Origin of the sequence: Pseudomonas sp. FSL R10-1350 (assembly GCF_009600525.1) — a bacterium.
GTDB lineage: Bacteria > Pseudomonadota > Gammaproteobacteria > Pseudomonadales > Pseudomonadaceae > Aquipseudomonas > Aquipseudomonas helleri.
On the sequence record NZ_WIVR01000004.1, the window covers coordinates 116,037 to 139,813 of the forward strand.

Annotated in this window: 21 protein-coding genes; 10 read left to right on the top strand and 11 right to left on the bottom strand. The window is 56.9% G+C overall.

Going from position 1 to position 23,777, the window contains the following annotated elements:
* Positions 1–131 precede the first annotated feature (131 nt).
* Genes GHO25_RS03470 through GHO25_RS03480 form a run of 3 tightly spaced genes read left to right on the top strand, consistent with a single transcriptional unit; the run spans position 132 to position 1,854 of the window.
* The gene (locus GHO25_RS03470) at positions 132–1,052 is read left to right on the top strand and encodes an arginase (RefSeq protein ID WP_153389896.1); all 921 of its coding nucleotides are present in this window, start codon (positions 132–134) and stop codon (positions 1,050–1,052) included.
* Positions 1,049–1,423, top strand: coding sequence for an EamA family transporter (locus GHO25_RS03475; protein ID WP_048366986.1), 375 nt, complete (start codon positions 1,049–1,051; stop codon positions 1,421–1,423). The genes GHO25_RS03470 and GHO25_RS03475 overlap by 4 nt, the downstream gene beginning before the upstream one ends.
* Before the next feature lie 29 nt (positions 1,424–1,452).
* The gene (locus GHO25_RS03480) at positions 1,453–1,854 is read left to right on the top strand and encodes an EamA family transporter (RefSeq protein WP_153327264.1); all 402 of its coding nucleotides are present in this window, start codon (positions 1,453–1,455) and stop codon (positions 1,852–1,854) included.
* Positions 1,855–1,975: 121 nt separating this feature from the next.
* Here GHO25_RS03480 and GHO25_RS03485 read toward each other — a convergent pair whose 3' ends face one another.
* Complete coding sequence (locus GHO25_RS03485) at positions 1,976–2,734, bottom strand: MipA/OmpV family protein (protein ID WP_048366987.1); 759 nt, start codon at positions 2,732–2,734, stop codon at positions 1,976–1,978.
* Between the two features lie 226 nt (positions 2,735–2,960).
* On the opposite strand from GHO25_RS03485, the gene GHO25_RS03490 reads away from it, so the two are divergent.
* The 6 genes from GHO25_RS03490 to GHO25_RS03515 are packed head-to-tail and all read left to right on the top strand — an operon-like array spanning position 2,961 to position 10,197.
* A complete protein-coding gene (locus GHO25_RS03490; protein WP_048366988.1) occupies positions 2,961–3,656 on the top strand; it encodes an MtnX-like HAD-IB family phosphatase in 696 nt (231 codons plus the stop codon).
* Positions 3,649–5,043 (top strand): aspartate aminotransferase family protein, encoded by a 1,395-nt coding sequence (locus GHO25_RS03495; protein WP_153327219.1) that lies wholly within the window; start codon positions 3,649–3,651, stop codon positions 5,041–5,043. The genes GHO25_RS03490 and GHO25_RS03495 overlap by 8 nt, the downstream gene beginning before the upstream one ends.
* Entirely contained in the window at positions 5,040–5,906 is an 867-nt protein-coding gene (locus GHO25_RS03500; RefSeq protein ID WP_048366990.1) for a carboxylesterase, read from the top strand. The genes GHO25_RS03495 and GHO25_RS03500 overlap by 4 nt, the downstream gene beginning before the upstream one ends.
* 15 nt (positions 5,907–5,921) lie before the next feature.
* Positions 5,922–7,046 (top strand): GNAT family N-acetyltransferase, encoded by a 1,125-nt coding sequence (locus tag GHO25_RS03505; RefSeq protein WP_048366991.1) that lies wholly within the window; start codon positions 5,922–5,924, stop codon positions 7,044–7,046.
* Positions 7,046–8,809: a HAMP domain-containing sensor histidine kinase gene (locus tag GHO25_RS03510; protein WP_153337852.1), complete on the top strand. Its 1,764-nt coding sequence runs from the start codon at positions 7,046–7,048 to the stop codon at positions 8,807–8,809. Before GHO25_RS03505 ends, GHO25_RS03510 begins: the two co-directional genes overlap by 1 nt.
* On the top strand, positions 8,806–10,197 hold the full coding sequence (locus GHO25_RS03515) for a sigma-54 dependent transcriptional regulator (RefSeq protein ID WP_153327225.1): 1,392 nt from the start codon (positions 8,806–8,808) through the stop codon (positions 10,195–10,197). Before GHO25_RS03510 ends, GHO25_RS03515 begins: the two co-directional genes overlap by 4 nt.
* A 26-nt stretch (positions 10,198–10,223) precedes the next feature.
* Here the strand turns inward: GHO25_RS03515 and GHO25_RS03520 are convergent, their stop codons facing one another.
* Both GHO25_RS03520 and GHO25_RS03525 read right to left on the bottom strand, forming a co-directional pair.
* A complete protein-coding gene (locus tag GHO25_RS03520) occupies positions 10,224–14,279 on the bottom strand; it encodes a neuraminidase-like domain-containing protein (RefSeq protein WP_153389897.1) in 4,056 nt (1,351 codons plus the stop codon).
* Between the two features lie 15 nt (positions 14,280–14,294).
* Positions 14,295–17,165, bottom strand: coding sequence for a Tc toxin subunit A (locus GHO25_RS03525; protein ID WP_048366994.1), 2,871 nt, complete (start codon positions 17,163–17,165; stop codon positions 14,295–14,297).
* Positions 17,166–17,484: 319 nt separating this feature from the next.
* Here GHO25_RS03525 and metR point away from each other — a divergent pair, with 319 nt between their 5' ends.
* Positions 17,485–18,402, top strand: a complete 918-nt coding sequence (gene metR / locus GHO25_RS03530; RefSeq protein ID WP_048385979.1) for a transcriptional regulator MetR — start codon at positions 17,485–17,487, stop codon at positions 18,400–18,402.
* A gap of 184 nt (positions 18,403–18,586) precedes the next feature.
* Here metR and GHO25_RS03535 read toward each other — a convergent pair whose 3' ends face one another.
* The 8 genes from GHO25_RS03535 to GHO25_RS03570 all read right to left on the bottom strand — a co-directional run bounded on the left by GHO25_RS03535 (position 18,587) and on the right by GHO25_RS03570 (position 23,704).
* The gene (locus tag GHO25_RS03535) at positions 18,587–19,096 is read right to left on the bottom strand and encodes a GNAT family N-acetyltransferase (RefSeq protein ID WP_153327234.1); all 510 of its coding nucleotides are present in this window, start codon (positions 19,094–19,096) and stop codon (positions 18,587–18,589) included.
* A gap of 15 nt (positions 19,097–19,111) precedes the next feature.
* Positions 19,112–19,750 carry a LysE family translocator gene (locus GHO25_RS03540; RefSeq protein ID WP_048367000.1) on the bottom strand — a complete coding sequence of 213 codons (639 nt, stop codon included), beginning with the start codon at positions 19,748–19,750 and terminating at the stop codon, positions 19,112–19,114.
* A gap of 21 nt (positions 19,751–19,771) precedes the next feature.
* Positions 19,772–20,176 carry an NUDIX domain-containing protein gene (locus tag GHO25_RS03545; RefSeq protein ID WP_153389898.1) on the bottom strand — a complete coding sequence of 135 codons (405 nt, stop codon included), beginning with the start codon at positions 20,174–20,176 and terminating at the stop codon, positions 19,772–19,774.
* Between the two features lie 129 nt (positions 20,177–20,305).
* Positions 20,306–20,611: a HigA family addiction module antitoxin gene (locus GHO25_RS03550; RefSeq protein ID WP_153389899.1), complete on the bottom strand. Its 306-nt coding sequence runs from the start codon at positions 20,609–20,611 to the stop codon at positions 20,306–20,308.
* An 8-nt stretch (positions 20,612–20,619) separates the two neighbouring features.
* Complete coding sequence (locus tag GHO25_RS03555) at positions 20,620–20,898, bottom strand: type II toxin-antitoxin system RelE/ParE family toxin (RefSeq protein ID WP_153327241.1); 279 nt, start codon at positions 20,896–20,898, stop codon at positions 20,620–20,622.
* Between the two features lie 165 nt (positions 20,899–21,063).
* Positions 21,064–21,333 (bottom strand): type B 50S ribosomal protein L31, encoded by a 270-nt coding sequence (locus GHO25_RS03560; RefSeq protein WP_153389900.1) that lies wholly within the window; start codon positions 21,331–21,333, stop codon positions 21,064–21,066.
* 101 nt (positions 21,334–21,434) lie between these two features.
* Positions 21,435–22,760, bottom strand: coding sequence for an APC family permease (locus GHO25_RS03565; RefSeq protein WP_153389901.1), 1,326 nt, complete (start codon positions 22,758–22,760; stop codon positions 21,435–21,437).
* Positions 22,761–22,885: 125 nt separating this feature from the next.
* Positions 22,886–23,704 carry a carbon-nitrogen hydrolase family protein gene (locus tag GHO25_RS03570; protein ID WP_048367006.1) on the bottom strand — a complete coding sequence of 273 codons (819 nt, stop codon included), beginning with the start codon at positions 23,702–23,704 and terminating at the stop codon, positions 22,886–22,888.
* Between the last annotated feature and the right edge of the window lie 73 nt (positions 23,705–23,777).

Genomic DNA, 23,777 nt, shown 5'->3' on the forward strand with positions numbered 1-23,777 from the left:
AAGATCAAAAGATCGCGAGACAAGCTCGCTCCTACAGATGGCAGATTTGTAAAGCAGGCACGCACCTTGCATTTACCCTGAAAAGCCCGCCCGGCCTGGTTCGGCGGCGATTGAATGGGGTAAATATCACATTGAACATTCTCGATCTCGATCACAGCCTGACCGCTCAAGCGCCTATTGCGCAGCGATTGGCCGATGGCCGCGCAACCCGCCTCGATTTATTGGCCTTGGGCCCGAAATTACGTCTCTGGTCAACCGAGCGCAATTACCAGCGTTTCGTCAAACAGCTGCAGCAACGCCCAAAACCCCGTGCCAACACGCCGGAAATCTTCTTTGTCGGCTCCGGTGACTATCACCATCTCACCCCGGCCCTGCTGGCTGATCTGAGCGAGCCGGTGACGCTGATCCACTTCGATAACCACCCCGACTGGGTTCGCTTTGCGCCCCGCCGTCATTGCGGGTCGTGGGTCAATCGCGCACTGAAACTGCCGAATATCAAACGCATCGTCACCCTCGGCCCGTGCAGCGATGACCTGGAGAATCCGCAGTTCAAGGGCGGAAACCTCGGGGCCGTACAACGGGGCGACTTGCAGCTCTTCCCCTGGCAACACGCGCCCACCAAAGTCTGGGGGCGGATCGGTGATGCCGCAGGCCATGAACAACGGGAAAACCTCCTGCACTGGCGCAACCTGGCCGATCAGGACTGGCCAACTTTTATCGAACAACTGATTGAGGGCCTGCCGACAGACGCCATTTGGATCACCATCGACAAAGACGTGCTGGCCAGTGAAGACGCGGCCACCAATTGGGACCAGGGCGGCATGCGTTTGAGCCACTTGTTGCACGCCATCCGCGCCCTGGCCGCGAGCAAGCGTGTGCTGGGCATTGATGTGTGCGGCGAGTTTGCCAAAGCCCCGCACAGCAACGTGCTCAAACGCTGGGAGGCCAAGTCCGATCAACCGCCGCCAGAGCGCTGGAGTGACACTGACCTCTTGCGCAACTCAACCACTAACGACGCGCTGATTGCGCTGTTTGAGGAGTTGTTCCCGTGACGCTGATTGTGATTTTGCTGGTGGCGTTTTCAATCGTCCTCGATGTCATCGGCCAATTGTGTTTCAAGGTCGGCCTCGACCGTTTGCCTGAACTCGAAGGCGGTTTTCGCCTCAATGCGTTCTGGGGCCAGGTGTTTAACGCGCCCCTCCTGTGGGCCGGGATCGGCGCCTATGTCATCGAGTTTTTTGTCTGGCTCGAAGCGCTGTCACGAGCACCGCTGAGCCTGTTGTTCCCCGCCGCTGCGCTGGCGTATTGCGGCGTGGTGTTCGCCGGCAAAGTGTTTTTGGGTGAACACGTCAGCCGTCGGCGCTGGATGGGAACCCTGGTGATCACCCTTGGCGTGATGCTGGTCTGCATCGCCGGAGCGTAAGGAGCTAATGCGTGGAAAAGACTGAACCGATGAACACAACAACCGACGGCTGGCTGCATGGCCGCTTGGGCACCGTGGTGCTGTGGGCGCTGCTGATCATTCTCGAAAGCGGCGGGCAAATCGCTACCAAAGTCGGCGGCGACCAACTAGGCCAGATGGATTTCACCCTGCAATGGTTGCAGGCGGTCATGACCAACCCGGGGGTTTGGGTGGCGATAGCCTGCTATATCGGGGCCTTTTTTGTGTGGATGCTGATTCTGCGGCGCAGCAGCCTGTCGCTGGCCTTCCCGCTGAGTTCGCTGGTGTTTGTGGGGGTTTTACTGGGGTCGTGGCTGGGGCTGGGAGAACACATCAGCCTGCTGCACTGGGCGGGCGTGGCGGTGATTATTGTCGGCATTGCCTTACTTGCCGATGGTGAACCAGAACACTGACTGTAGTCGCTGCCGAGGCACGAAGGCTGCGATGGGCTGCGACAGGTTGCGAAGCGACCTCCAGACGGCGGTCCTGCGGCCCGCATCGCAGCCTTCGTGCCTAGTCAGCGACTACAGGTGTTTAAAACTTGTAGCTCACCGCTGTTTGTACCGTGCCCTGGTTCACATCGCCTATTTCTTTGACGATGCTGCTGTCGGCCGCCGAGCCGACCAGGCGTATCCAGCTCGCGCTGGCCACCAGCGACCAATGCTGCGCCAGCGGGAACTCAAAGTTCTGGGTCAGGGTGACATTCTGAAAACCGCCACTGGCGTTGTACCGCGCAATGCCCGACGCCTGGGCCTCACTGGCGTTGACCCCAAAGAAGGTCGACATTTGCCGGCCATCGGCAAAATGCGCTGACAATTGGCTGCTGCCAATAATCCCGAAGCCCAACGGATAACCCAACTCGCCACCCACCTGGCCCAATACGCCGCCCTGCCCGCCAGCGGCGCCTACCGCCTGGCCCACTTGCACATATAGACGCCAAAAGTCAGCCGGGCTGTATTGCACAAAGCCGCCCAGTTGCGCCATGTCGGACACATCGCGCAAGCCGCGCAGCGAACCGTTGGCATTACGCCCCGGCAAATAGTTGATGAATGGCCCCGCCGTCCAGCCATTGGCGTTGAGCGCGTTCCAGGTCAGGCCGTCGTCGGTATCCAGGCTGAAATCACCCCAATCCACGTCGAAATACGGCAACGGCACTGTCTGGTAGCGGCTGCCGCTCGGGTCGTAGGGCTGATAGCCCACCCCTACGCCTGCTTCACCACTCGGGCCATCGGCCGCGTGCGCACCGGCGCTTAGCAGAGTGAACAGCACAAAAGCAGACAAAGGCGTTTTCATAAAACGGGTTCCATAGAAATTCATGCGCGCATCAATCGCTTTTTTGGCCAATCGACGCAAGCACTGATGTTGTTTGTAGCGAGCTACAAAAATTGTAGCTCCACAACGTCAATTTGCTCGCACCCGCCTCCAAGGCCCGCGCCAGCTGGGCTTTGGCAAGTTGGCACAGTCGATGCAATTGCCTGTTCATGCGCAAACAGCGCCTCTCCTCAACAGGACAATGCAGATGATGCAATGGCATATCGTGTGTGATTTCGACGGGACCATTACCCGCACCGACGTCATCGACAACATTCTTCAACGCTTCGCTGACCCTAGCTGGGAGACGATCGAAGAACAATGGGTGCAAGGTGAAATCGGTTCGCGTGAATGCCTGAGCCGCCAGCTGTCGCTGGTCAAAGCCTCGCCAGCCGAATTGCTGGCTTACTTCGATACGGTGGAGATTGACCCGGACTTCCCGGACTTCGTCGATCACGTCATCGGCCTCGGCGCCACCCTGGAAGTGGTCAGCGACGGCATCGAGCAAGGCATCGCGCGCATCCTGGCACGCAATTACGTGACCCTGCTGCCGATCCTCGCCAATCGCTTGCGTCAGGTTGACCAGAACAGCTGGCGCATTGACTTCCCTTACTCCAGCGACGCCTGCCGCGCCGCCTCGGGCAACTGCAAATGCAAGTCCACGCCCAGCGGCAAGCGCGTGCTGGTGATTGGCGATGGCCGTTCCGACATGTGCGTGGCCTCGTCCGCCGACTTCGTGTTTGCCAAAGACAGCCTGGCCGAGCACTGCGAGCGCAACGGCATCCCGTACGCACGCTTCGACTCTTTCTCTGAACTCCCGGCCTTGCTCGCCAAATTGCCAAGCAACGCCGCTAACGCCCCTCATTATTCTCGTGACCAGCAGGAACTCTTCAATCATGTCTGATATTCGAATCGCTACCGCTGAAGACCAGATTCTTCTGGAAAAAGAAGCCAAGTACTGCTCGTATGGCGATACCGTTCACTACATCGAGCCACCACGTATTTTCAGCCGCTGCGAAGGCTCCTACGTTTGGGACACCGAAGACCAGGCTTACCTCGACCTGCAAATGTGGTACTCGGCGGTTAACTTCGGTTACGCCAACCCACGCCTGAACAACGCGCTGAAACAACAGATCGACACCCTGCCGCAGATCGCCAGCCAATACCTGCACAAAGGCAAGATCGAGCTGTCGGAACGCATCGCAGTCGACGCCAAAAACAAGTTCGGCCTCGACGGTCGCGTGCACTTCAACGTCGGCGGTTCGCAGTCCATCGAAGACTCCCTCAAAGTGGTGCGTAACGCCAGCAACGGCAAAAGCCTGATGTTCGCCTTCGAAGGCGGCTACCACGGCCGTACCCTGGGCGCGTCCTCGATCACCTCGAGCTACCGCTACCGTCGCCGCTACGGCCACTTCGGTGAGCGTGCCAACTTCATCCCGTTCCCGTACCACTTCCGCGGCCCTAAAGGCATGACCAAAGAAGAATACGGCAGCCACTGCGTACAGCAATTCGCCCGTCTGTTCGAAACTGAATACAACGGCGTGTGGGACCCGAAAGTCGGTCAAAGCGAATACGCAGCGTTCTACGTCGAGCCGATCCAGGGCACCGGCGGCTACGTGATTCCGCCGATGAACTTCTACCGCGAACTCAAGCAAGTGCTGGATCAGCACGGCATTTTGATGGTGGTCGACGAAATCCAGATGGGCTTCTGGCGTACCGGCAAGCTGTGGTCGATCGAACACTTTGACGTCAAACCAGACGTGATCGTCTTCGGCAAGGCGCTGACCAACGGCCTCAACCCGCTGGGCGGCATCTGGGCCCGTGAAGAGCTGATCAACCCGAAGGTATTCCCGCCAGGTTCGACTCACTCTACCTTCGCGTCCAACCCGCTGGGCACCGCCGTAGGCCTGGAAATGTTCAAAATGACCAGCGAAGTCGATTACGGCGCGATGGTCATGGCCAAGGGCAAATACTTCCTGGAAGGCCTGCAAGAGCTGCAAAAACGCTACCCGATCATCGGCGATGTCGACGGTCTGGGCCTGGCCCTGCGCTGCGAAATCTGCGGTCCGGACGGCTTCACGCCAGACAAGGCAACCCTGGACTACATGGTTGAAGAAGGCATGAAGGGCGACATCGAAATCGACGGCAAGCGTCTGGGTCTGATTCTGGACGTGGGCGGCTACTACAAAAACGTCATCACCCTGGCACCGTCGCTGGAAATCAGCTACGAAGAAATCGACCTGGGCCTGGCCCTGCTCGACCGCCTGCTGCACCGGGCGATGAAACGGTGAACGCGTCAGAGATCGATCTGGGCGAAGGCGACGCCGGTTTCGTTCTCGGCACAGGTGAGGTCGGGATCCTGTTGATCCACGGCCTCACCGGCACCCCGACGGAACTTCGTCGGGTGGCCCAGGGCCTGGCCAAAGACGGTACGTGCACGGTGTACGTTCCGACCCTGGCCGGGCACTGCGGTGACAACAGCGACCTGCAAGCCACCGGCTGGCAAGACTGGTACGAAGGCGTGCGCAAAACCTTCGCCGGCATTCGCCAACGTCACCAGCAGGTGTTCGTCGGCGGCTTGTCGATGGGCGCCGTAATGTCGATGTACGTGGCCTCCGAGCACCCCGGCCAGGTCGCCGGTTTGCTGATGTATTCCACCACCTTGCGTTACGACGGCTGGAGCATCAACAAGCTGGCATTCCTGACCCCGCTGCTGATGGCGATTCCGGGCGGTGTGCACCTGTGCAGCTTTGAAGAAAAGCCGCCTTACGGCATCAAGAACGAGCGCTTGCGGGCGATTGTCGAGCGCCAGATGAAAGCCGGCGAAAGCAGCAATGCCGGGTTGTTGACGATGGAAGGCGTGACCGTACGCGAACTGCACCGGATGAACGCTGTGGTGAAAAAACGCATGCCGTCGATCACCACGCCTGCACTGGTGCTGCACTCCATCGAAGACGACATCACCAGCCGCTGGAACGCCGATTACGTGGAGCGCCACTTGGGCGGCCAGGTGACCAAAGTGTTGCTCGACAACTGCTACCACATGATCACCGTCGACCTGCAATACCGCCGCGTGATCGAGTTGAGTGCCGCCTTCGTAAAAAAGAACAGCAACGTGACAACGCAACCGATTGAGTATTTGCAACAAGCCTGACCCCAAGGACGCCTCATGATTACTGCCCACGCCTTTTCATCACTCCAGGCCATCGAGCGCGAGGCCTGGAATGACTGTTTTCCAGGTGCTCTGGAGGATTGGGACTACATCATGGCGGTCGAAAAAGCCGGCATCGAGGGCTTCGAATGGCGTTACCTGACGCTGTTCGAAGGCTCGACCTTGATTGCAGCGGCCACCGCATTCACCACCAGCTATCGGCTTGACACCACGGTTCAAGGCATCGGTAAACGCTTTACCGAGCAATTGAATCGCGTGATGCCCGGGTTGATGCACTTACACCTGTACGCCATCGGTTCGCCGGTGACAGAACAATGCAGCGCGGGCACGGCCAGCCACATTGCCGCCTCAGAACGCCCCGCCCTGCTCGCCCGACTCCTTAAGCTGGCCCACAGCGACGCCGCCCAACTGGGCATCGGCCTGATTGCCGTCAAAGACGTGCCCAGCCACGATAATGACTGGGCGCACAGCTGCAAGGCCGCGGGTTTTCAATCCATGCCCAGCCTCCCCAGCGCCATGCTCCCGGTGCCCTATGGCTCGGTCGACAGCTACCTCGGCTCTCTGGGTAAATCGACGCGCAAAGACATGCGCCGCAAGCTGCGGGCGCCAGAACCACGAGTGGAATGGCGCAACAATATCGACGACGTATTGCCCGAGGTCATGCGCCTGTACGAAGCCACCCTCGAACGCAGTGATTTGCAATTTGAACGCTTACCGCCTGCCTATTTCACCGGTATTCTCGAGCAACTGGGTGACCGGGCGCTGTGCGTGCTGTATTGGGTCGACGAACATCTGGTCGCCTTCAACCTGGTGCTGATTGACGAGCATCGGTTGATCGACAAGTTTTTTGGTCATGACCTCACGCTTAGCCGCGAGTACAACTTGTATTTCAGGAGTTGGGTGGTGAATGTCGACTACTGTATTCGCAACAACATTGCCTTATACGAATGTGGTCAGGCAGGCTATGCCAGCAAGATTCGCCTGGGTTGCACATTTCAGAACAACACGCTGTTCTTTCGCCATCGCAACCGCTTGATCAATGGCGTGCTCAAACTGGTCAAACTGTTCATCCGCCCTGACCGCCACGACCCTGCTCTGGCTGCCGCGATAAGCGAGACATAATGCCCATCACGCCTGAATCTTCGCGCAAACCCCAGCCATTCAAAGTGTCGCGCTGGACGGTGCAGCGCAAATTGGTACTGGCTTTTTGGCTGGTCAGCGTTGTGCCGACCATGATCGCCGCAGAATTGGCCGCCACCACCCTGTCGCAGATTTTCGACAGTAACGTGCGGGTCTGGCTGCAGGAATCGACCAAAATCGTCAAAGACGAAATCAGCGAGATCCTTCAGGACAACGCCCGCGTCGCCAAGTTGTTCCAGCAATACACCCACCCGCCGTCTTCCAACAAAGCCATTCGCCACGACAAACTCACCGCCGACATTGCCGACGCGATGGGCATTGATGTGGTGGCACTGATTCGCACCAGCGACCATAAAGTGGTGTTCAGCACCGCCAGCGACAACATCGTCGACCAGATCAGCCTGGCCCCCAACGCCGTCTTGCAGACCATCAATGTCGGCGGCGTGCCGACCGGCACCGTGGTGTCGACGTTTCCTACCGCTCAAGACGGCGAGGACTTCCAACTGCTGGTGGCGACCTTCATGGACAGCAGCTTCCTGACCAGCGTGGCCGATGTGCATTCCCTCGACCTGCGCCTGTACCTGTCCAATGCCAATGGCTTTGCCGAGATTTTCTCCAGCCAGCACTTTGATGAACACAAGCCCACGCTCTCCCACAGCATCGAGAAAACCCTGCGCGAGACCAAGCTGCCCAGCGAGCAATTCACCAGCCGCTACAGCGGTCTGTACTGGCCCATCCTTAACGACAACGGCGAGTTGCAAGGGGTGATCTACAGCGGCCTGCTGCGCCATTCCAGCCTCGTCGGGCTGGTCAATCAGACCAACCTGTTTGCGCTGATTTTTCTGCTCGGTTCTTTGCTGTCACTGACCGTCGGCTGGCTGGTGTCAGAGCGCCTGACACGGCCACTGCGCGCCTTGTCCGAAGGCGTACGCGCAGTGACGGCGGGGGATTACAACCAGCGCGTCGCAGTGTCAGGGCACGATGAACTGGCCGAGTTGAGCAGCACCTTCAACCACATGACTGCGCGCCTGGGCGAGTTACAACACCTCGAAGGCCAACTGCGTCGGCGTGACCGTCTGCATGCCCTGGGCGAAGTGGCCATGGGCCTGGCACACGAAATCCGCAATCCGCTGGGCATCATTAAAACCGCCACCCAGTTGCTGCACCGCCGGGCCGACCTGGGCGAGACGGACAAACGCCACCTGGAATACGTGGTCAGTGAAGTCACGCGCATCAACGAACTGATCACCGAGTTCCTCGACTTCGCCAAACCCAGCGCCCCTGTGCGCTCGCAGCAACTGGCGCGGCCATTGGTCGAAGACATCCTGGGCTTTTGCGAACCCGAGCTGAAGAGCCACAGCATCGAGGCCCAGATCGACGATCAGGCCCCCGGTGCGACCCTGTATGCCGACGCCCGGCAGTTGAAGCAGGCGTGTCTGAATTTGATCATCAATGCCATCGACGCCATGCCTGACGGTGGCTACCTGACCTTGCGCATTGCGCAGGACGACAACGGCGATACCGTCTTGAGCATTATCGATACGGGCCAAGGTATTGAAGCCGACATGATCGAACGCATTTTCACCCCATTTGTTACCACCAAAGCTTCGGGCACCGGCTTGGGCTTGCCCAAAGTGTTTTCGATCCTGGAAAACCATGACGGGCGTGTTGAATGCCTCAGCGAAAAAGACGCTGGCACCACCTTCAACTTGTATATTCCGGCCCACGGAGGGGATGAGTCATGAGCCATAACGTACTGGTAGTCGACGATGAGCCAAAACTCTGTGACCTGCTCAGCTCGGCGCTGACCCAGAACGATGTTCACGTGTTCACCGCTGGCAACGGCCTGCAAGCCCTGGCCATTCTTGAGCAGGAAGACATTGACCTGGTGATCAGCGACTGGCGCATGCCCGGCATGGACGGCCCGCAGTTACTGGCCGAGGTCAAAGTGCGTTACCCGCAATTGCCGGTGATCGTGATGACCGCCTACAGCACGGTGAAAAACGCCGTACAGTCGATGCGTAACGGTGCCTACGACTACATCGCCAAACCCTTCGACATCGACGAGCTCGACATCACCGTCAGCAAAGCCCTGCAGTTTCGCGACATCGTGCGCGACAACGCGCGCATGCGCGCCGAACTCGACGAACACCAGCACATTGATAGCCTGGTGGGTGAAAGCCCGAGTTTTCGTCGTGTCCTGCAGGCCATCGACTCGGTACGCGACAGCAGCGCCACCATCTTGCTGACCGGCGAAAGCGGCACCGGCAAAGAAATGGTCGCCCGCGCCATCCACCGGCATGGCAGCCGGGCAGACAAACCCTTTGTCGCGGTCAACTGTGCGGCCATTCCTGAAGGGCTACTGGAAAGCGAAATGTTTGGCCATCGCAAAGGCGCTTTTACGGGCGCGGTGGCCGATCGCGTCGGGCGCTTTATGCAGGCCGACAAAGGCACGTTGTTTCTCGACGAAGTAGGCGACATGCCGTTGGCCTTGCAAGCCAAGATTTTGCGCGCGTTGCAAGAACGGGTGATTGAACCCGTAGGCGACCCGCGGGAACGTAAAGTGGACGTGCGGGTGATTGCCGCGACCAACAAAAACCTGCTGGAAGCCGTGGCCAACAAAGAGTTTCGCGAAGACTTGTACTACCGCCTGAACGTCTTCCCGATCCCGCTGCCCGCCTTGCGCGAGCGCGTTGAAGACATCGGCCCGCTGGCGCGGCACTTTGCCCACAACCTGGGTGCTACCGCAGGCAAACGGATCAGCGGTTTTAGCCCGAGCGCCTTGCAAGCAATGACGCAATACAACTGGCCGGGGAACATTCGCGAACTGCAAAACTGCGTGGAACGCGCCACCATCGTGGCCCAGAGCAGCACCATCGAAGACAGCGATTTACCGCCTTACCTGTTCAGTGCCCAGCCGCTTCAGAGCAGCAGTTTGCTGACCCCTGAAGTCTGCGTCCCACCTGATCTGGAAGCCGCCCTGGCCGAGGTTGAAAAGGCCTACATCCTGGCCGCCTTGCAACAGGCCCAAGGCGTTCAGGCGGCGGCCGCACAATTGATCGGGATTTCAGAGCGCAGCTTTTGGTATCGCCTGAAAAAACTCGATATACATGTCGACAAGATTGCCAGGTGATACTCACCTGGCCTCTCGGGGCACGTTTAGCGAATGGTGTAATTGATATGCAAAATAATGTCATTCAAGCTCATTAACATGGCCTGCTGGTTGGGGGTATTGGCCTGCTCAGCAGCGTTCGGAAACATCAGAGAAAACGCCGCGTCTTTCACCGGTATGCCTTCAAACGGCAAATACTTCCCATCGTTGAAATCCAACTGGAACAGGCCGTTGTCATTCAGACCATGGGAAATCGCCATCGCCGTGCAACCGTCCGCTATCGGTTCATTGCCCGAGTAACTCAATAAAGCTTGCACGTCTTGATACGGCCCCAGAAGTGCGGGTAGCGAGACACTCAACGCCTTGAGCAAACGCCTCGCCCCCAGCCTGTCCGGATAATCGTTCGCGATATTCATGTCTTTGAGATCAAAGGTGAGGATCAGCCCCTCTTCTTTCAACGTCACAGTTACCTTGGACGGTTCTTCATGACGGCGTGCGAGCGTAGAGGCCTTTTGCGTCAATGCTGTTTGAATGTCTGTAAGCAGACTCGGGGACAGCGACAGCAACGAGACCGTTTTGCGCACCTCCAATGCCCGACGATCCCACTGCAGGTATGTGTTCTCCATCTGTTGCAAACTCAGAAGAAGACTCTCCCCGGCCAGCAACCCCTGATACAGATCGTTCCAGTTACCTGGGCGCAGATAGTTGCGTAAATCACTCGTTTCCCAGCGCAGGCTGGCTTGCGCCTGAGTACACAGTGCAGATACCGAGTCGTAAAGCTGGTAGTAAAGCGTGGCCAACCGCGCAGCCTGCCAATTAAACAGAGCTTGACCGGTGAAGCGGGTGGTCATTACTTCCAGTACCGCAGCACTGTAGGCCTGTTCCAGTTCAGTCTGCTGTTGCTGTTTAAGGGTCATGTTTTTTTGTTGGTTCAAGGCCGCGATCTGGTCCGTGAGTTGTTCCACTTCACGCCGCGCCTGATCACGCTGCAAATCCCAGTCTTGACGCCTGCGGCGGTATTGCTCGGATATATCTATTTTCCCGGCGATGCCTTCCATTATGTTGGCCGTAATTCTAAGCGCGTCGCTGGAAGCATCAACGACGCTGCCTAACTTGCCCCATCCCGCCCCGCCCATAGCAAAACCAATACCCCCCCCCGCCATGGCCATTGTTGGGAGCGTATTCAATCCTCCACCCACTAGCCGCAATACTCCTGCAGCGCTGTCGATATAGCCTGCGTCGCTGCGCAAGTCCATGGACTGCTGCTCTCGCGAGGAGATATTTTCCTGGTACAGCGCCTCGTAATGCTGCTGACGGGCCAAATGGCTGGCCTGGCTTTTCTTCATCCCCTCCAGGGTCTGGTCGAGCGAGGCCAGATTGGCACGATGTACTTCACGCAAAATGGCCAGAAGCCCGCCCTGCTGAGTTTGCTGCATAACACTTAACGCATCGGCGTCGCGGCGCTCGAGGACACTTTGCAGGTTGGCACCGAACTGGATGACCTGTTGTACGCCAGCACGAGCACGCTCCACTATCACTGGAAAGCGTTGCGGCCACAGCAGTGGTGTAACTTGCGCCTCCTGGCCTCCTGCACCGTCACCCGCCAGCCGTGCCATTTGCAGCGCGCGCGGATCAGTGGGTAACTCGAATAGTTTCAGTGACAGCGGATGCCCGTCGATGGACAGGTTATGGCGCAGGTTGTAAAGCCGCCCTTCAAAACGATCCCAGTAAGCCAGCACGGCTGCATCAACCGGGGCCCGAAACGGCCCGTTGACCACTGTAATCTGCGGCACGGATGCAGGGGCCAGATGCGGTAATTGCTGCTCGACCATTTGTTCCAACTGCAGTAATCGAAGATTGTCAGCACTGCTGGCCTCGTTCAGTGTCGGTGCGTCCCACGCCAGAGCTAACGGCAGCGTCGGGCGCGGGCCGAGCATTTGCAGGGCTTGCACGTACCACATGCGGGCCTCACTGAGGCTGTCGCGGGTTTGCTGGCGATACAAGTGGTCGCCGCGTGCGGACAGCAGTTCCAATGTGCGCAGGTAAACGGCCAACTTGTAGTGCATAGGGTCAGCGGCAGCAATGACATCAGGGTCATCGGTGTCAGCTGGGGACGAAGGGTTCCAGGCGGTGTCTTCCTGCAACGGGCGCACATTCCAGTAGCGCGGCTGCGTACCATTCATCTGCAAGTTGCCATCGGCATCGCGATAACCTGCCGGATCGAAGATGCGCTTAAACCAACGCTCGGCCTCATCGAAACGCTGTTCAGACAACAGTCGGTTGGCAATCAGCAGTGGGGCATGAAAGAACACTTCCCATGTGTAGAGCCCTACGCCCCCAATAAAAGTGAGTGGGCGGGTAATCGTGTTGCCAGCGTAATCCTCTGGATCGATCAAAAGCTGCTGCAAGTCCCATGACAACAGCGCGTCCACGCCATCGAGCATTTTTTGTTCCATTAACGGACCGGCGAGTGTTGTTAAGGTGAACTCCTTATGTTGACCGGGCATGGTGTACAACATTTGAGTACGGCCTGTGTTCAGGCGGGAAGTTGAGATCCACAGGTTCTCATTGGGGACGATGTTTTTAAACGTTGCCGGGGCACTATCATTCACTCGTGACAACTCAACATCGTACGCGTTGGTATTGAGAATCAGCTTTACGCGAAACAACCTGTCTATCGCAAAATCATCAAACACAACATTAGTGAGAACCGTAACCGTTGCGTTATGACTGTTACCATCAAAAAACACAGAATTGAAAACGCTACTACCAGAATAAAAAATCTCAACAGCAAATTTAACGTTATACGGATAATACACCACCAAGTTAATGTCAATTGACAACTTACCATCTGAAGACTTGGAAAATAGTAAATCAGAAACCTTAAACCCGACCCCTGAATTATTATGAAAATAATCACGATAAAAATCACTCTCCACTTTATATTCGGCTGCCTCCGTGGCGGCCGTATAACTAATTGGCTGCCGCACCGGGAAGATATGGCTATAGGGTTCTTGTATAAGCTCATGTATAAACCCCAAGTTATCCATTACACCTAACGACTCAACCGGTTGTAACGTTTTATTGTAGCGAGCAACATCAAGCCCCTTGGGAACATCAAAAAAAACACCCAACGACGGCGCCACACCTGGCCTGACATCACGCAATTCAACCGCAAAAACGCCGAGGGCGTTATTGGTGAGTGGGTAGTTACGCAACTTCCATTGCCCGCTGGGAAGCAAGGTCGCGACTTGCAGCTCCCGAATATTTATTAGTTGAGTTTCAAGAGCGTCGCCTGTATCGGTAAGTTCGCTCCTGCTCGCATATTCATGCACACACAGCACATGCAGGCGACTATCAAAATATACAATCGACGGTACAGTGTCCGGCAATGGTTGTAATGGCGCATCAATCTTCAGCCATTCTGTCCATGCTCCGGCATTGCGCACTCTAGAGTCTTCACCGTAATCGGTTGCATCCACACGTCGCCAGTAATACTCCCCGGTCGTACCGGGAATGCTGCCGCAAAAATACGCGGCCCCCTGCTTTCCAGCCGGTTCGACCTGATACCCACTGTCATAACGAATATCCAGCACATTGCGCAGGCCGCTCACGTATTGCGTAAACGCCTGTTCAACGCGTTCTTCGGTAACACGGCCCTGATTGATCGCTGACTCCAGCTCCACAAACAACTGGGTTTTGTTGTAGCGCAATTCAGGGTCAATATAGCTGGCGGGGTAATGTAATAACCGCTGTAATCCGGCCCAGTTGGCGTAGCGTTTGTTACAGGCGTTCCAACGGCTGAAATAGCCGTTGTGGCGTGAAGCCTCTTGCATGGCCTGCGCGTCAGTATCAGGCTCCAACTGTTCCTGGCAACGGTGTAAATACAACTGGACACTGGCCACCGCTTCGGCAATACGACTGGTCTTGATAAGACCGGACACTTGCGTATCCAGCAGCAGGTACTCATAAAGATCATCTGCGCTGACAATTTTTTCAGCCAACTCACCAAGACCACGATCAGGAATCACACGCTGGATGTAATACGCCACCAAAGCATCGCGCCGGGATTCGTTCAGGCCAGCTAACAAAGTCTCGTTCATGCTGTTTCTCCCGTGCTAACCATGCGCTGCTGCGATGATCAAGTCGGCAATGTGTTCAAGGGTTGGCTGTAATGTGCCTGAGCCAGTCAATGTCTCAATCAGGGAAAGATTGGTGGGGGATACATTGAGTTTTGTGCTCAATTGCATACGACGCAGCAAGGGCAATAACGCTGTAAAACTGCACGGAATGTGTTCGCCCATCAGCGCCCTGGTTTGTGCCAGTTGCCAACCGTGCAGGTCGCTGAGCAATTGCGCGGCGCCGTCGACCGTTAAATCCGGGTCACCCTCGGCCGCGCGCTTCAGGAATTCACGCGCTTCGGCCACCGGACGAATCAATTGCAGTTGCCAGCGACGATAGCGCGACAACAGCAGCAGAAAACTCAGCGTTAATGTGGGCATCGTGTCTTGGCCTGTCAGCACCGAAGGCCTGACCGGCTCAACGCTGGGCATCAGCAGCGCCAAGTCCTGCTCGCCCAACTGAGCCCAATAGCAGACTTGGGCGAACTGCCTCGCCAAACAGGCGTACTGAACTATTTTGTCAGTACTGAATTTACTGTCTTGGCAAAATGCCTGGATATCAGCCCAAAAATTTAATAGGTCATATTCCAACAAATTTGGGTTCATCATCCCGGCGACGGCGTCGACCCACATCAGCAGGGTCGCTGTGACATTGGGCTTCAAGCCAAACTCTGCTGCGAAATGGCGCGCCAGTTGAGCCTTTATTGACGCGTCCTCTGTAAACCGTCGCTCAGGCGTGACCACTTCACGACCAGTCAGCGTGCTGTAAATATTATCGATAAAGGATTTCAGTTCATGAGTGAGCTGCACCGGATAGCGATTACTTGTCATCGCGACCAATGACGCGGGCTCCAATTGCTCGGCACTCATCCAGTCGACCAGATAACCCGTGCGGATCAAGACACCGAGAGCAACGGCGCCAGGCCTTGGTTGAGCCAGCGCTTTAGCAATAGCATTGGGGCTGCCCATTAAGTCCCAAAGATACAAAGCCTCGAGCACACTCAGACCAAATAATCGTGGAATCGCAACCAGCCGATACAGCGCTGAGATGTGCTCTAACTGCAGCACTGGTAATACCGCCCCGGTAATACCTGGCAAGTAACCCGCCAGCAAAACAAGCGCACCGTCATCAATCTGCAGGCCTTGGCACAGCGCTGCGCGCACCTTCATAGAGGTGGCGTCTGGCGTTTCAGACGTACCACTGAAGGAAATATTGATTTTCCCGATCAAGTCAGCCTGACCAAACAGGGAACGATAAAACGATAACGTGCCCGTGGCATGGAAGGTGTTGATCACACCCAGGCAGGCGGCAAAACCATTCACCGTCATGCCATACCGCTTGCGCAGTGGCATATAGACTGCGAGTGCCTGCAGCGTCTGCGTCAATGGGTGAGCCGTTATATCTTCGTTGGCCTGACTGATCAGCCAGTCCAGTTCTGCGAACGACAATACCTTCAGATGTCGCTGCAGCCGAACCAGGCGATTGAGACGTTCGAAAGCACGGCCATTACGGTTGTACAAACCACTGTTTGAGGGGCTGTTTATTGGCGCAGGCACTTCCTGACCGAGCGCTGCGCCGACGTACCAATAGAAGGGTTTGGCTGCGGCCGGATCACCGTCGTCCCAGCCATTGATATAGCGTGCACCGTAGGTTTGAGGTGGGACAATAATGACCTGCTTACTCACCATGATCGTAATCGGTTCACGTCGTTGTTCAGGGTCACTTTCCAAGAGCAGCGTGGTCTCATCCTCATAATAAGGCCCCGCCCCTAATCCCTCTAAAATAGTGTCTTCAGGCAGTTTAAGGGCCTTTTGAAAATCCGATGCGAAACGCATGCTAGTAATACTAGGGCGACCAAAGTATCTGGCCACACTTGCGTCAGATGTATTGCGCTGTTCAGTCAGTATGTTGACTAACTCCGGGGACATTCCCAACGCATCACGCGCATAAGCAACAGGCATTCTCGTTGCCCAGCTCAACAGTTCAAGATCCCGGTTTAACGCCGCGCCCTCGAAATCCCCCAATACCGACCAAATATCCACGGGGCTATTTTTACGGGCTGCCAGCCCCTGAAAAATTCTTTCGCTGGCATGGTTATAAGGCAGATTCATCGGATAAACCGTCGTACGCAGTAATTCGTCAGCATCACCTTCTACACCGGCATCGAGCACTTCCAGGGTCAGAGCCAGCGTCGAGATTTCTTCATGCAAATTGGCGTCGTTCAGGGTCAGCGAGCCCAGATCAGGGCGCCGATTATCTAACTGCAGGCCATGCGCAACAGGGTGCAGCGGCTTGGCGGCACGATACAGATCAGTCAGATAACTGGCCGGGGAAAACAACGAACCTACCGAGTCAGGGTGAGCAAACTCAGTGCCACTGGCCGGCTCGAACCAATCTTCATAGTTGCCGCCACCACCGAGTGAACGCTGCATCAAGGTACGGTTGTAATGCACACCCAACTTGCTCAAGCCTCGCATGGCAGGCTCGCTCCGCGCGCACAATTGAGCATAGAGCCGCGTCAGAGAGGCCGCCCGGCTTTGCGCTTGCTCATAAAAATCTACTGCTTGGTGATGTTGCAACCCCAGCGCGGGCTGTTGCAGCAAGTGAGCAACAACCTGGGTACGACCACGACGAACCACCTCAAACACGGAGGTAAAACCTAGCCGGGTGAGCTGTTGGTTGAACGCTTGCAACGCGTCACGAGCCACAGCACTGCGTTCCGGAATGGGCGCCGCTTGGACAGTGTCGTTTGTCTTGATTTTTTTAGACTTTTGCGGCGTGCTTGTGGCCTTCTTTCCTTTGTTAGCTGACTTTTTGTCTGTGTCTTTTTTTGTAGTGGGCTTTTCGGACGACTTTTTCCCAACCATCACTAACATTCCCAATTGGCGGCTTAATTAACCCCCGTAGGCTTTACCTCTGCTATTTGTAGAGGTGGCAGCACATAAATCGGAGGCAGGCTCTGCTGAGAGTGATTAAGCAATGCACAAAGGGGCTTGCCTACTGTAAGAAATGACAGTCCGGCCTACCACTTATCAGAAACCATGGGGACGATGTACAGGCGCTAGCGGGGGACCCGATCGGCGTACCGCTCCACCCCGTCAGTGATGCGTCTTATCGACACCCACGGCAACATGAGACAAACTCAACGCTTTCGTGTTGATCATCAAGTTTACTCATGGAGTCACCGTGCTGGAAATTCGTCACCTCAAAACCCTGCACGCTTTACGCGAGTCCGACAGCCTGGTTGAAGCGGCCGAGCGCTTGCACCTGACTCAATCTGCGCTGTCTCATCAATTCAAAGAATTGGAAGAGCGCATGGGCATGCCGCTCTTTGTGCGCAAGACCAAACCCGTGCGTTTCACCAGCGGCGGGTTGCGCCTGCTGCAACTGGCTGACGCCATGCTGCCATTGCTGCGTGCGGCTGAACGCGATATCACGCGGCTGGTGGGCGGCACCGCCGGGCGCTTGCACATGGCGATTGAATGCCACAGTTGCTTCCAGTGGCTGATGCCCACCATCGACCAGTTCCGCGATGCCTGGCCTGAAGTTGAACTCGACCTGGCGTCGGGCTTTGCTTTCGCGCCTCTGCCAGCGTTGGCACGGGGTGATCTGGACCTGGTGGTGACGTCAGACCCGCAAGAAATCGCCGGGCTGACTTACGTGCCGCTGTTTACCTACGAAGCCATGCTGGCGGTGGCCAACCAACATCCGCTGGCCAGCAAACCGTTTATCGTGCCTGAAGACCTGAGCACAGAAATCCTCATCACCTACCCGGTGGAGCGTGACCGCCTCGACATCTTCACCCGCTTCCTGGAGCCTGCGGATATTGAACCGGCACACGTGCGGACTTCTGAACTGACGGTGATGATGATGCAACTGGTGGCCAGTGGCCGAGGTGTGTGCGGGATGCCGCATTGGGCGCTGCATGAATACAGCTCACGTGGCTATGTGCAGGCCAAGCGCCTGGGTGAGAAAGGCTTGTTCGCCACGCTGTATGCCGCCGTGCGCACCGACATGCTGGATGCGCCCTACATGCGCGACTTCTTGCTGACCGCAAAAGACACGTCGTTCTCGACGCTGGATGGCGTGAGCGCGGTGAAATAAAGCACCGCCACCGCCTGTAGGAGCGAGCTTGCCTCGCGATCTTTTGATCTTGATCTAAGAGCCCCCTCACCACGCCTCTCCCGAAGGAGAGGGAACCGATTGGGGGATGCTGAAGATACTCGCTGTCCTGTTTGATGCGCGACAGCGCGGCGTCGAAGACGCGGCGGCCCCCTCGCTCCTGCCGTTATTCCTCCGGCGTCGTCAGACGCCGCATATGCACGCGGTCGTAATAGTCTTCGCCAACCCGAATCGCGCTGTCTTCCAGCCCCGATTGCTCAAACCCACAACGCCGATACAGTGCCAGCGCCGCCGTGCTGTTGGCACTCACGGTCAATTCAACCACTTTGATATCAGGTTCTTGTTCGGCCAGCGACAGCACGGCCTGCACCAGTTGCTCGCCCACTCCCTGGCCGCGAAAGGCGTGGGGTACGTACAGGCCAAACAACGTGGCCTTGTGCTGCGCGTCTTCCCAGGGCTCAAATGCCAACCCGACAATGCCCACCAGTTGCGCGTCAATAAAAGCACCAAACAGGGCGCTTAACTCGTCATCCAATTGCCCTTCCCACCAGCTCAGCGGCAATTTCTCACGGTCAGCAATACCAGACACAAAGGCCTCAGGGTGCAGCGAGTACGCCTCCAGCATCAACTGGCGATAAGCCTTGGCGTAGGAGGGATCAAGCAGTTCAATAGCCATTACGGTGGGTCCCAATCAAACGGTTTTACGTTGTTCCAACAGCAGCCTGATCGCCAGCCCCGCCAATACAAAACCCATCACAAAACGTTGCGCGATCAGCCACGTGGGGTTGCGCGCAAACCACACGGCGATACCAGAAGCAAACAAAGCGATCAGCAGGTTAACGCTGAAGCTGACCGTGATTTGAGTAAAGCCCAGCACCAAGCTCTGGATAAACACCGAGCCATGCTCAGGGGTGATGAATTGCGGGAATATCGAGAGGTAAAACATCGCCACCTTGGGGTTCAGCACACTGGTCATAAACCCCATCAGCATCAGCTTTGGTGTTGAGTCCGGCGCCAGGTCACGCGCTTCGAACGGCGAGCGCGCACCAGGTTTCAAAGCTTGCCAGGCCATCCACAACAGGTACAGCGCGCCTGCCCACTTCAACGCTTCATAAGCCATCGGCACGGCCAGAAAAACGGCTGTCAGCCCCGCGGCCGCAGCAAACATATGCACGAAGAAACCGGCCACTACCCCGACCAGAGAAGTGATCCCGGCTTTACGCCCCTGACAGATCGAACGTGAAATCAGGTAAATCATGTTCGGCCCTGGCGTCAGCACCATCAGCAAACAGGCCGCAGCAAAAATCAGCAGGTCATGAGCAGGAATCATGGGCAGTCCTTGGGTGTGATATCAGGCCAGCGATTGGCGATAAAACGGCAGGATCAAGTCACGTGTCAAGGGCGCCAGAATCAGGTCGCCATCGGTTGCCGGATCAATCCAGCGCACCTCTTCAATCTCGGCGGCCGGGCTGACCGGCTCGTCGATGGTGACCTGGAACAAATCGGCCTCCACGGTATATCCCGGCTCGTTGACCGCAGGCGCCGAAAAGTTACCCAGGTACACGGCGTCCGAGGGCTCAATGTTCAGGCCAAGCTCCTCGTGCAGCTCACGAGCCAAGGCCTCGGCAGGCTTCTCGCCTGCATCAATCTTGCCGCCAGGTTGCATGAAAGCCTGAGTGCCGCGCTTGCGTACGAGCAGGGTCTGGCCATTGGGCTCGATCAACAAAGCAGCAGCAATACGGATGGTTTTGGACATAAAAAAGACGCCTTGAACACAAAGGCGGCAAGGATCACACGAGTCTCAAGTCGACCACAACCAGTGCATTGTCGAGCGCTGTAGTCAACACACTGGACCGCTCACTGAATGATTGCAGTGTTGTTTTCGTCAGGCGCAATGGACTACTTTCTCGACCTCTCTTTCAATCTGCGCCCCTTTTGCAATTTCAGCGGTGCGCAGGTCGTAAGCTGTTTGCAGATTCAGCCAAAATTGCGCCGACGTGTCCAAGGCGATAGCCAAGCGCAACGCCACATCCGCGCTAATGCCACGACGCATCAATACAATTTCATTCACTGTCGGTGCAGAAACCCGTAAGGCTCGCGCCAGTGCAGCGGCTGTCAGGCCAAGCGGATCCAGATACTCCTCCTTGAGAATCTCTCCGGGATGTATGGGCCGCATGCTGTTTTTAAACATGATTCACCTCAGTGGTAGTCCACAATTTCGACATTTTCCGCGCCGTTGGGGCTCCAAAAAAAACAGATCCGATACTGACCGTTGATTCGAATACTGTATTGGCCTTCTCTATCCCCATACAGTGGCTCTAACCTGTTTCCAGGTGGCGAGCGCAAATCGGCGAGTTCAAGGGCAGCGTCCAGCATGGTCAGTTTTCGCTCAACCACCGAAGCTATTGCGACCCACCGTCGGGTTCGGCCGGTCTCAAAAAAGATTCTGGTGTCTGCGCATCTGAAGCTTTTTATCATAATTTAACGCTTAACGTTATTCGTTAATGATCACTGTACTCTTAATCCCCCAACACCCGATGTACGAAAAGTCGACCAGCGACAGACGGCCCGCATAAATAGCAGCCATAAAAAAAGGGCCGCCTCATTATCTGAAGCGGCCCTGAGGTAAATCAGCTGGCCTGATTACGCTTCGGCTTTTTTGCCTGAGCCAAAGGTGGCGAAGCGTTTGTTGAACCCGGCGATCCGGCCTTCGGACTGGGTCTTGCGCTGCTGGCCGGTGTATACCGGGTGGGAAGCGCTGGACACGTCAAGGGCCACGTAAGGGTAGGTGTTGCCGTCGCTGTGGGCGTGGCTGCGATCGGTGTCGACCGTGGAGCCAATCAGAAAGAAAACGTCAGCGGCGGTGTCGTGAAACAGTACGGTGCGGTAGTCGGGATGGATACCAGGTCTCATAAAGCCTCCGGGGCGTCTGGGTGTTTTTGATGTGTTATACAGTAACACAACAAATGCACCCAAACGAGAACCGATTGCAATAAGGTTAGACCCAAGGCTTATCAGGACGCTTCCTGAAAATCCATTTCCGGCGGTTGTTTGGTGAAGCCACGGGTCAGGAAGCCCAGGTAGATACAGCCAATCACCAGCCAGGTCAGGCCCAGGTAGATAGCCAGATGGTCAAGGCTGATCATCAGCCACAGGTCTGCCAGCAGGCCGATGGTCGGGAACACCAGGAACAGCACAACTTCACGCAGGCCACGGTTTTTGCCGCCGATCCAGTAGTGGAAGATCACCGACAGGTTCACCAGGGTGAACGCCAGGAACGCGCCGAAGTTGATGAACGACGTCGAGGTGGTCACGTCCAGTTTCAGCGCCAGCAAGGCAACCACAGCGCACAGCAGAATGCTGTTCACCGGCGTGCCGTATTTGGCGTGCAGGGTGCCGAAGAACGACTTGGGCAATACACCGTCACGGCCCATCGCAAACAGCAGGCGCGAGCCACTGGCCTGAGCCGACAGGCCCGAAGCAAATTGGCCGACGATCAAACCAATCATGAAGATCGACACAAACAGGTCGCCACCAATGTTGCGGGCGATCTCGTAGGCCGCCGAGTCGACGTCCGCGAACTGGAACGACGGGTGAGCGATCTGCACGAAGTACGACACACCAACAAAGATCAGCCCGCCGATCAAGGTGATCAGCATGATTGCCCGTGGAATGGTGCGACGTGCGTCGCGGGTTTCTTCAGTGAGGGTACTCACCGCATCAAAGCCCAGGAACGAATAGCAGGCGATGGCCGCACCGCTCATGATCAACGGCATTTGCATCTGGCCATTGAAGAACGGTTCGATGGTCCACAACGGCTTGCTGGCGTCACCGCCGATGTAATGCACACACAGCGCCACAAACGCGATCAGCACCAGCGCTTGCACCAGCATCAGCAAGGCGTTGACGCCGTTGGCCAACTTAAGGCCGACGATGTTGATCAGGCTGGTAATGCCAATAAAGACCAAGACCCAAATCCACTGCGGCACCGCAGGGAACGCCGAGTGCAGGTACGCAGCGCCGATCAGCCAGATGGCCATGGGCAAGAACAGGTAGTCGAGCAGCACCGCCCAACCGGCGATAAAGCCAAGCTTGGGGCTGATGGCCTTGCGCACATAGGTGTAAGCGGAACCGGCCACCGGGAAGGCCGAAGCCATACGCCCGTAACTCATGGCGGTGAAGAACATCGCCACCAGGGCGGCCAGGTACGCGGCCGGCACCATGCCGCCGGTGGATTGCGCCAGAATGCCGAACGTGCCGAGCACGATGATCGGTGTCATATAGGCGATGCCAAACAGCACCACCGACCCTAGCGACAGGGTGCGTTGCAAACGAGCCATGGGTGAATCTCCGCGCGATTATTGGTTTTATGGCAGAACTGAAAGTCGGTGAAGCTGATTTTTTTTATGGTCGAGCATTCCCGCACACCGCGCAGGAATGTCGCCTTGGACGCTCCGCGTCCCAATTACGCAGGGATCAACAGCTCCCGTGTCCCGTCAGCGCGCTCGATTACCTCACCCGGTAATTTCAAGCGCTGGTCGTCCAGGTAGCGGTAGTCCTTGCGAGCCGCTTTCAATTGCGCCAGATCCAGCTCTACGCGGAATTGGCCTTCTTCACGCCCTGCTTCAAACAGCAGCGTGCCGAATGGGTCCACCAGGGCGCTGCCGCCCGCAAACAGCAGCCCGCCATCGCCCTCTTCCACCCGGTTGACCATCAGCGCGAACGCCTGGTTTTCCTGGGCGCGGGCCATGATTGAGGTGCGGTGCGTCGGACCGTACGGGTCCATGTTGCCGTTGGTGACGATGAGCAGTTCGGTGCCCAGTTGCGCCAGGGCACGGGCGCTCTCCGGGAACTCGATGTCGTAGCAGATCAGCAGGCCGACGCGCACGCCGTTCCACACGCAGGTGCTGTAGCGGTCGCCAGCGTTGAATACGCCACGGTCCGAAGCCCACAGGTGGGTCTTGCGATAACGCAAGGCCACGCCTTCGGGGGTGATCATCAGCGTGGTGTTGTAGAATTTGCCGTCGTCGTTTTCGGCCATGCCGATGACCACGGCAATATTGCGCGCTTTGGCGGCCTGAATAATGGCCTGCACAGTCGGGCCGTCGATCGATTCGGCAACCGCTGCTACTGTTTCGGCAGAGGGGAAACCCATCAGGTGCGTTTCCGGGAACACGATCAACTGTGTGTCAGCCGCGCACGCTGCAATGGACGCAAGGGCCCGTTCAAGGTTGTAGGCGGTGCCGTTGTCACGGCCTGCCAATTGAGCAAATTCGACCTTCATGGGTATTCCCGTTCTTTTGTAAGTGTTCTCGTTGGCGCAGTATGCTTAGCCACAACCTGCCAGGGAATCACGC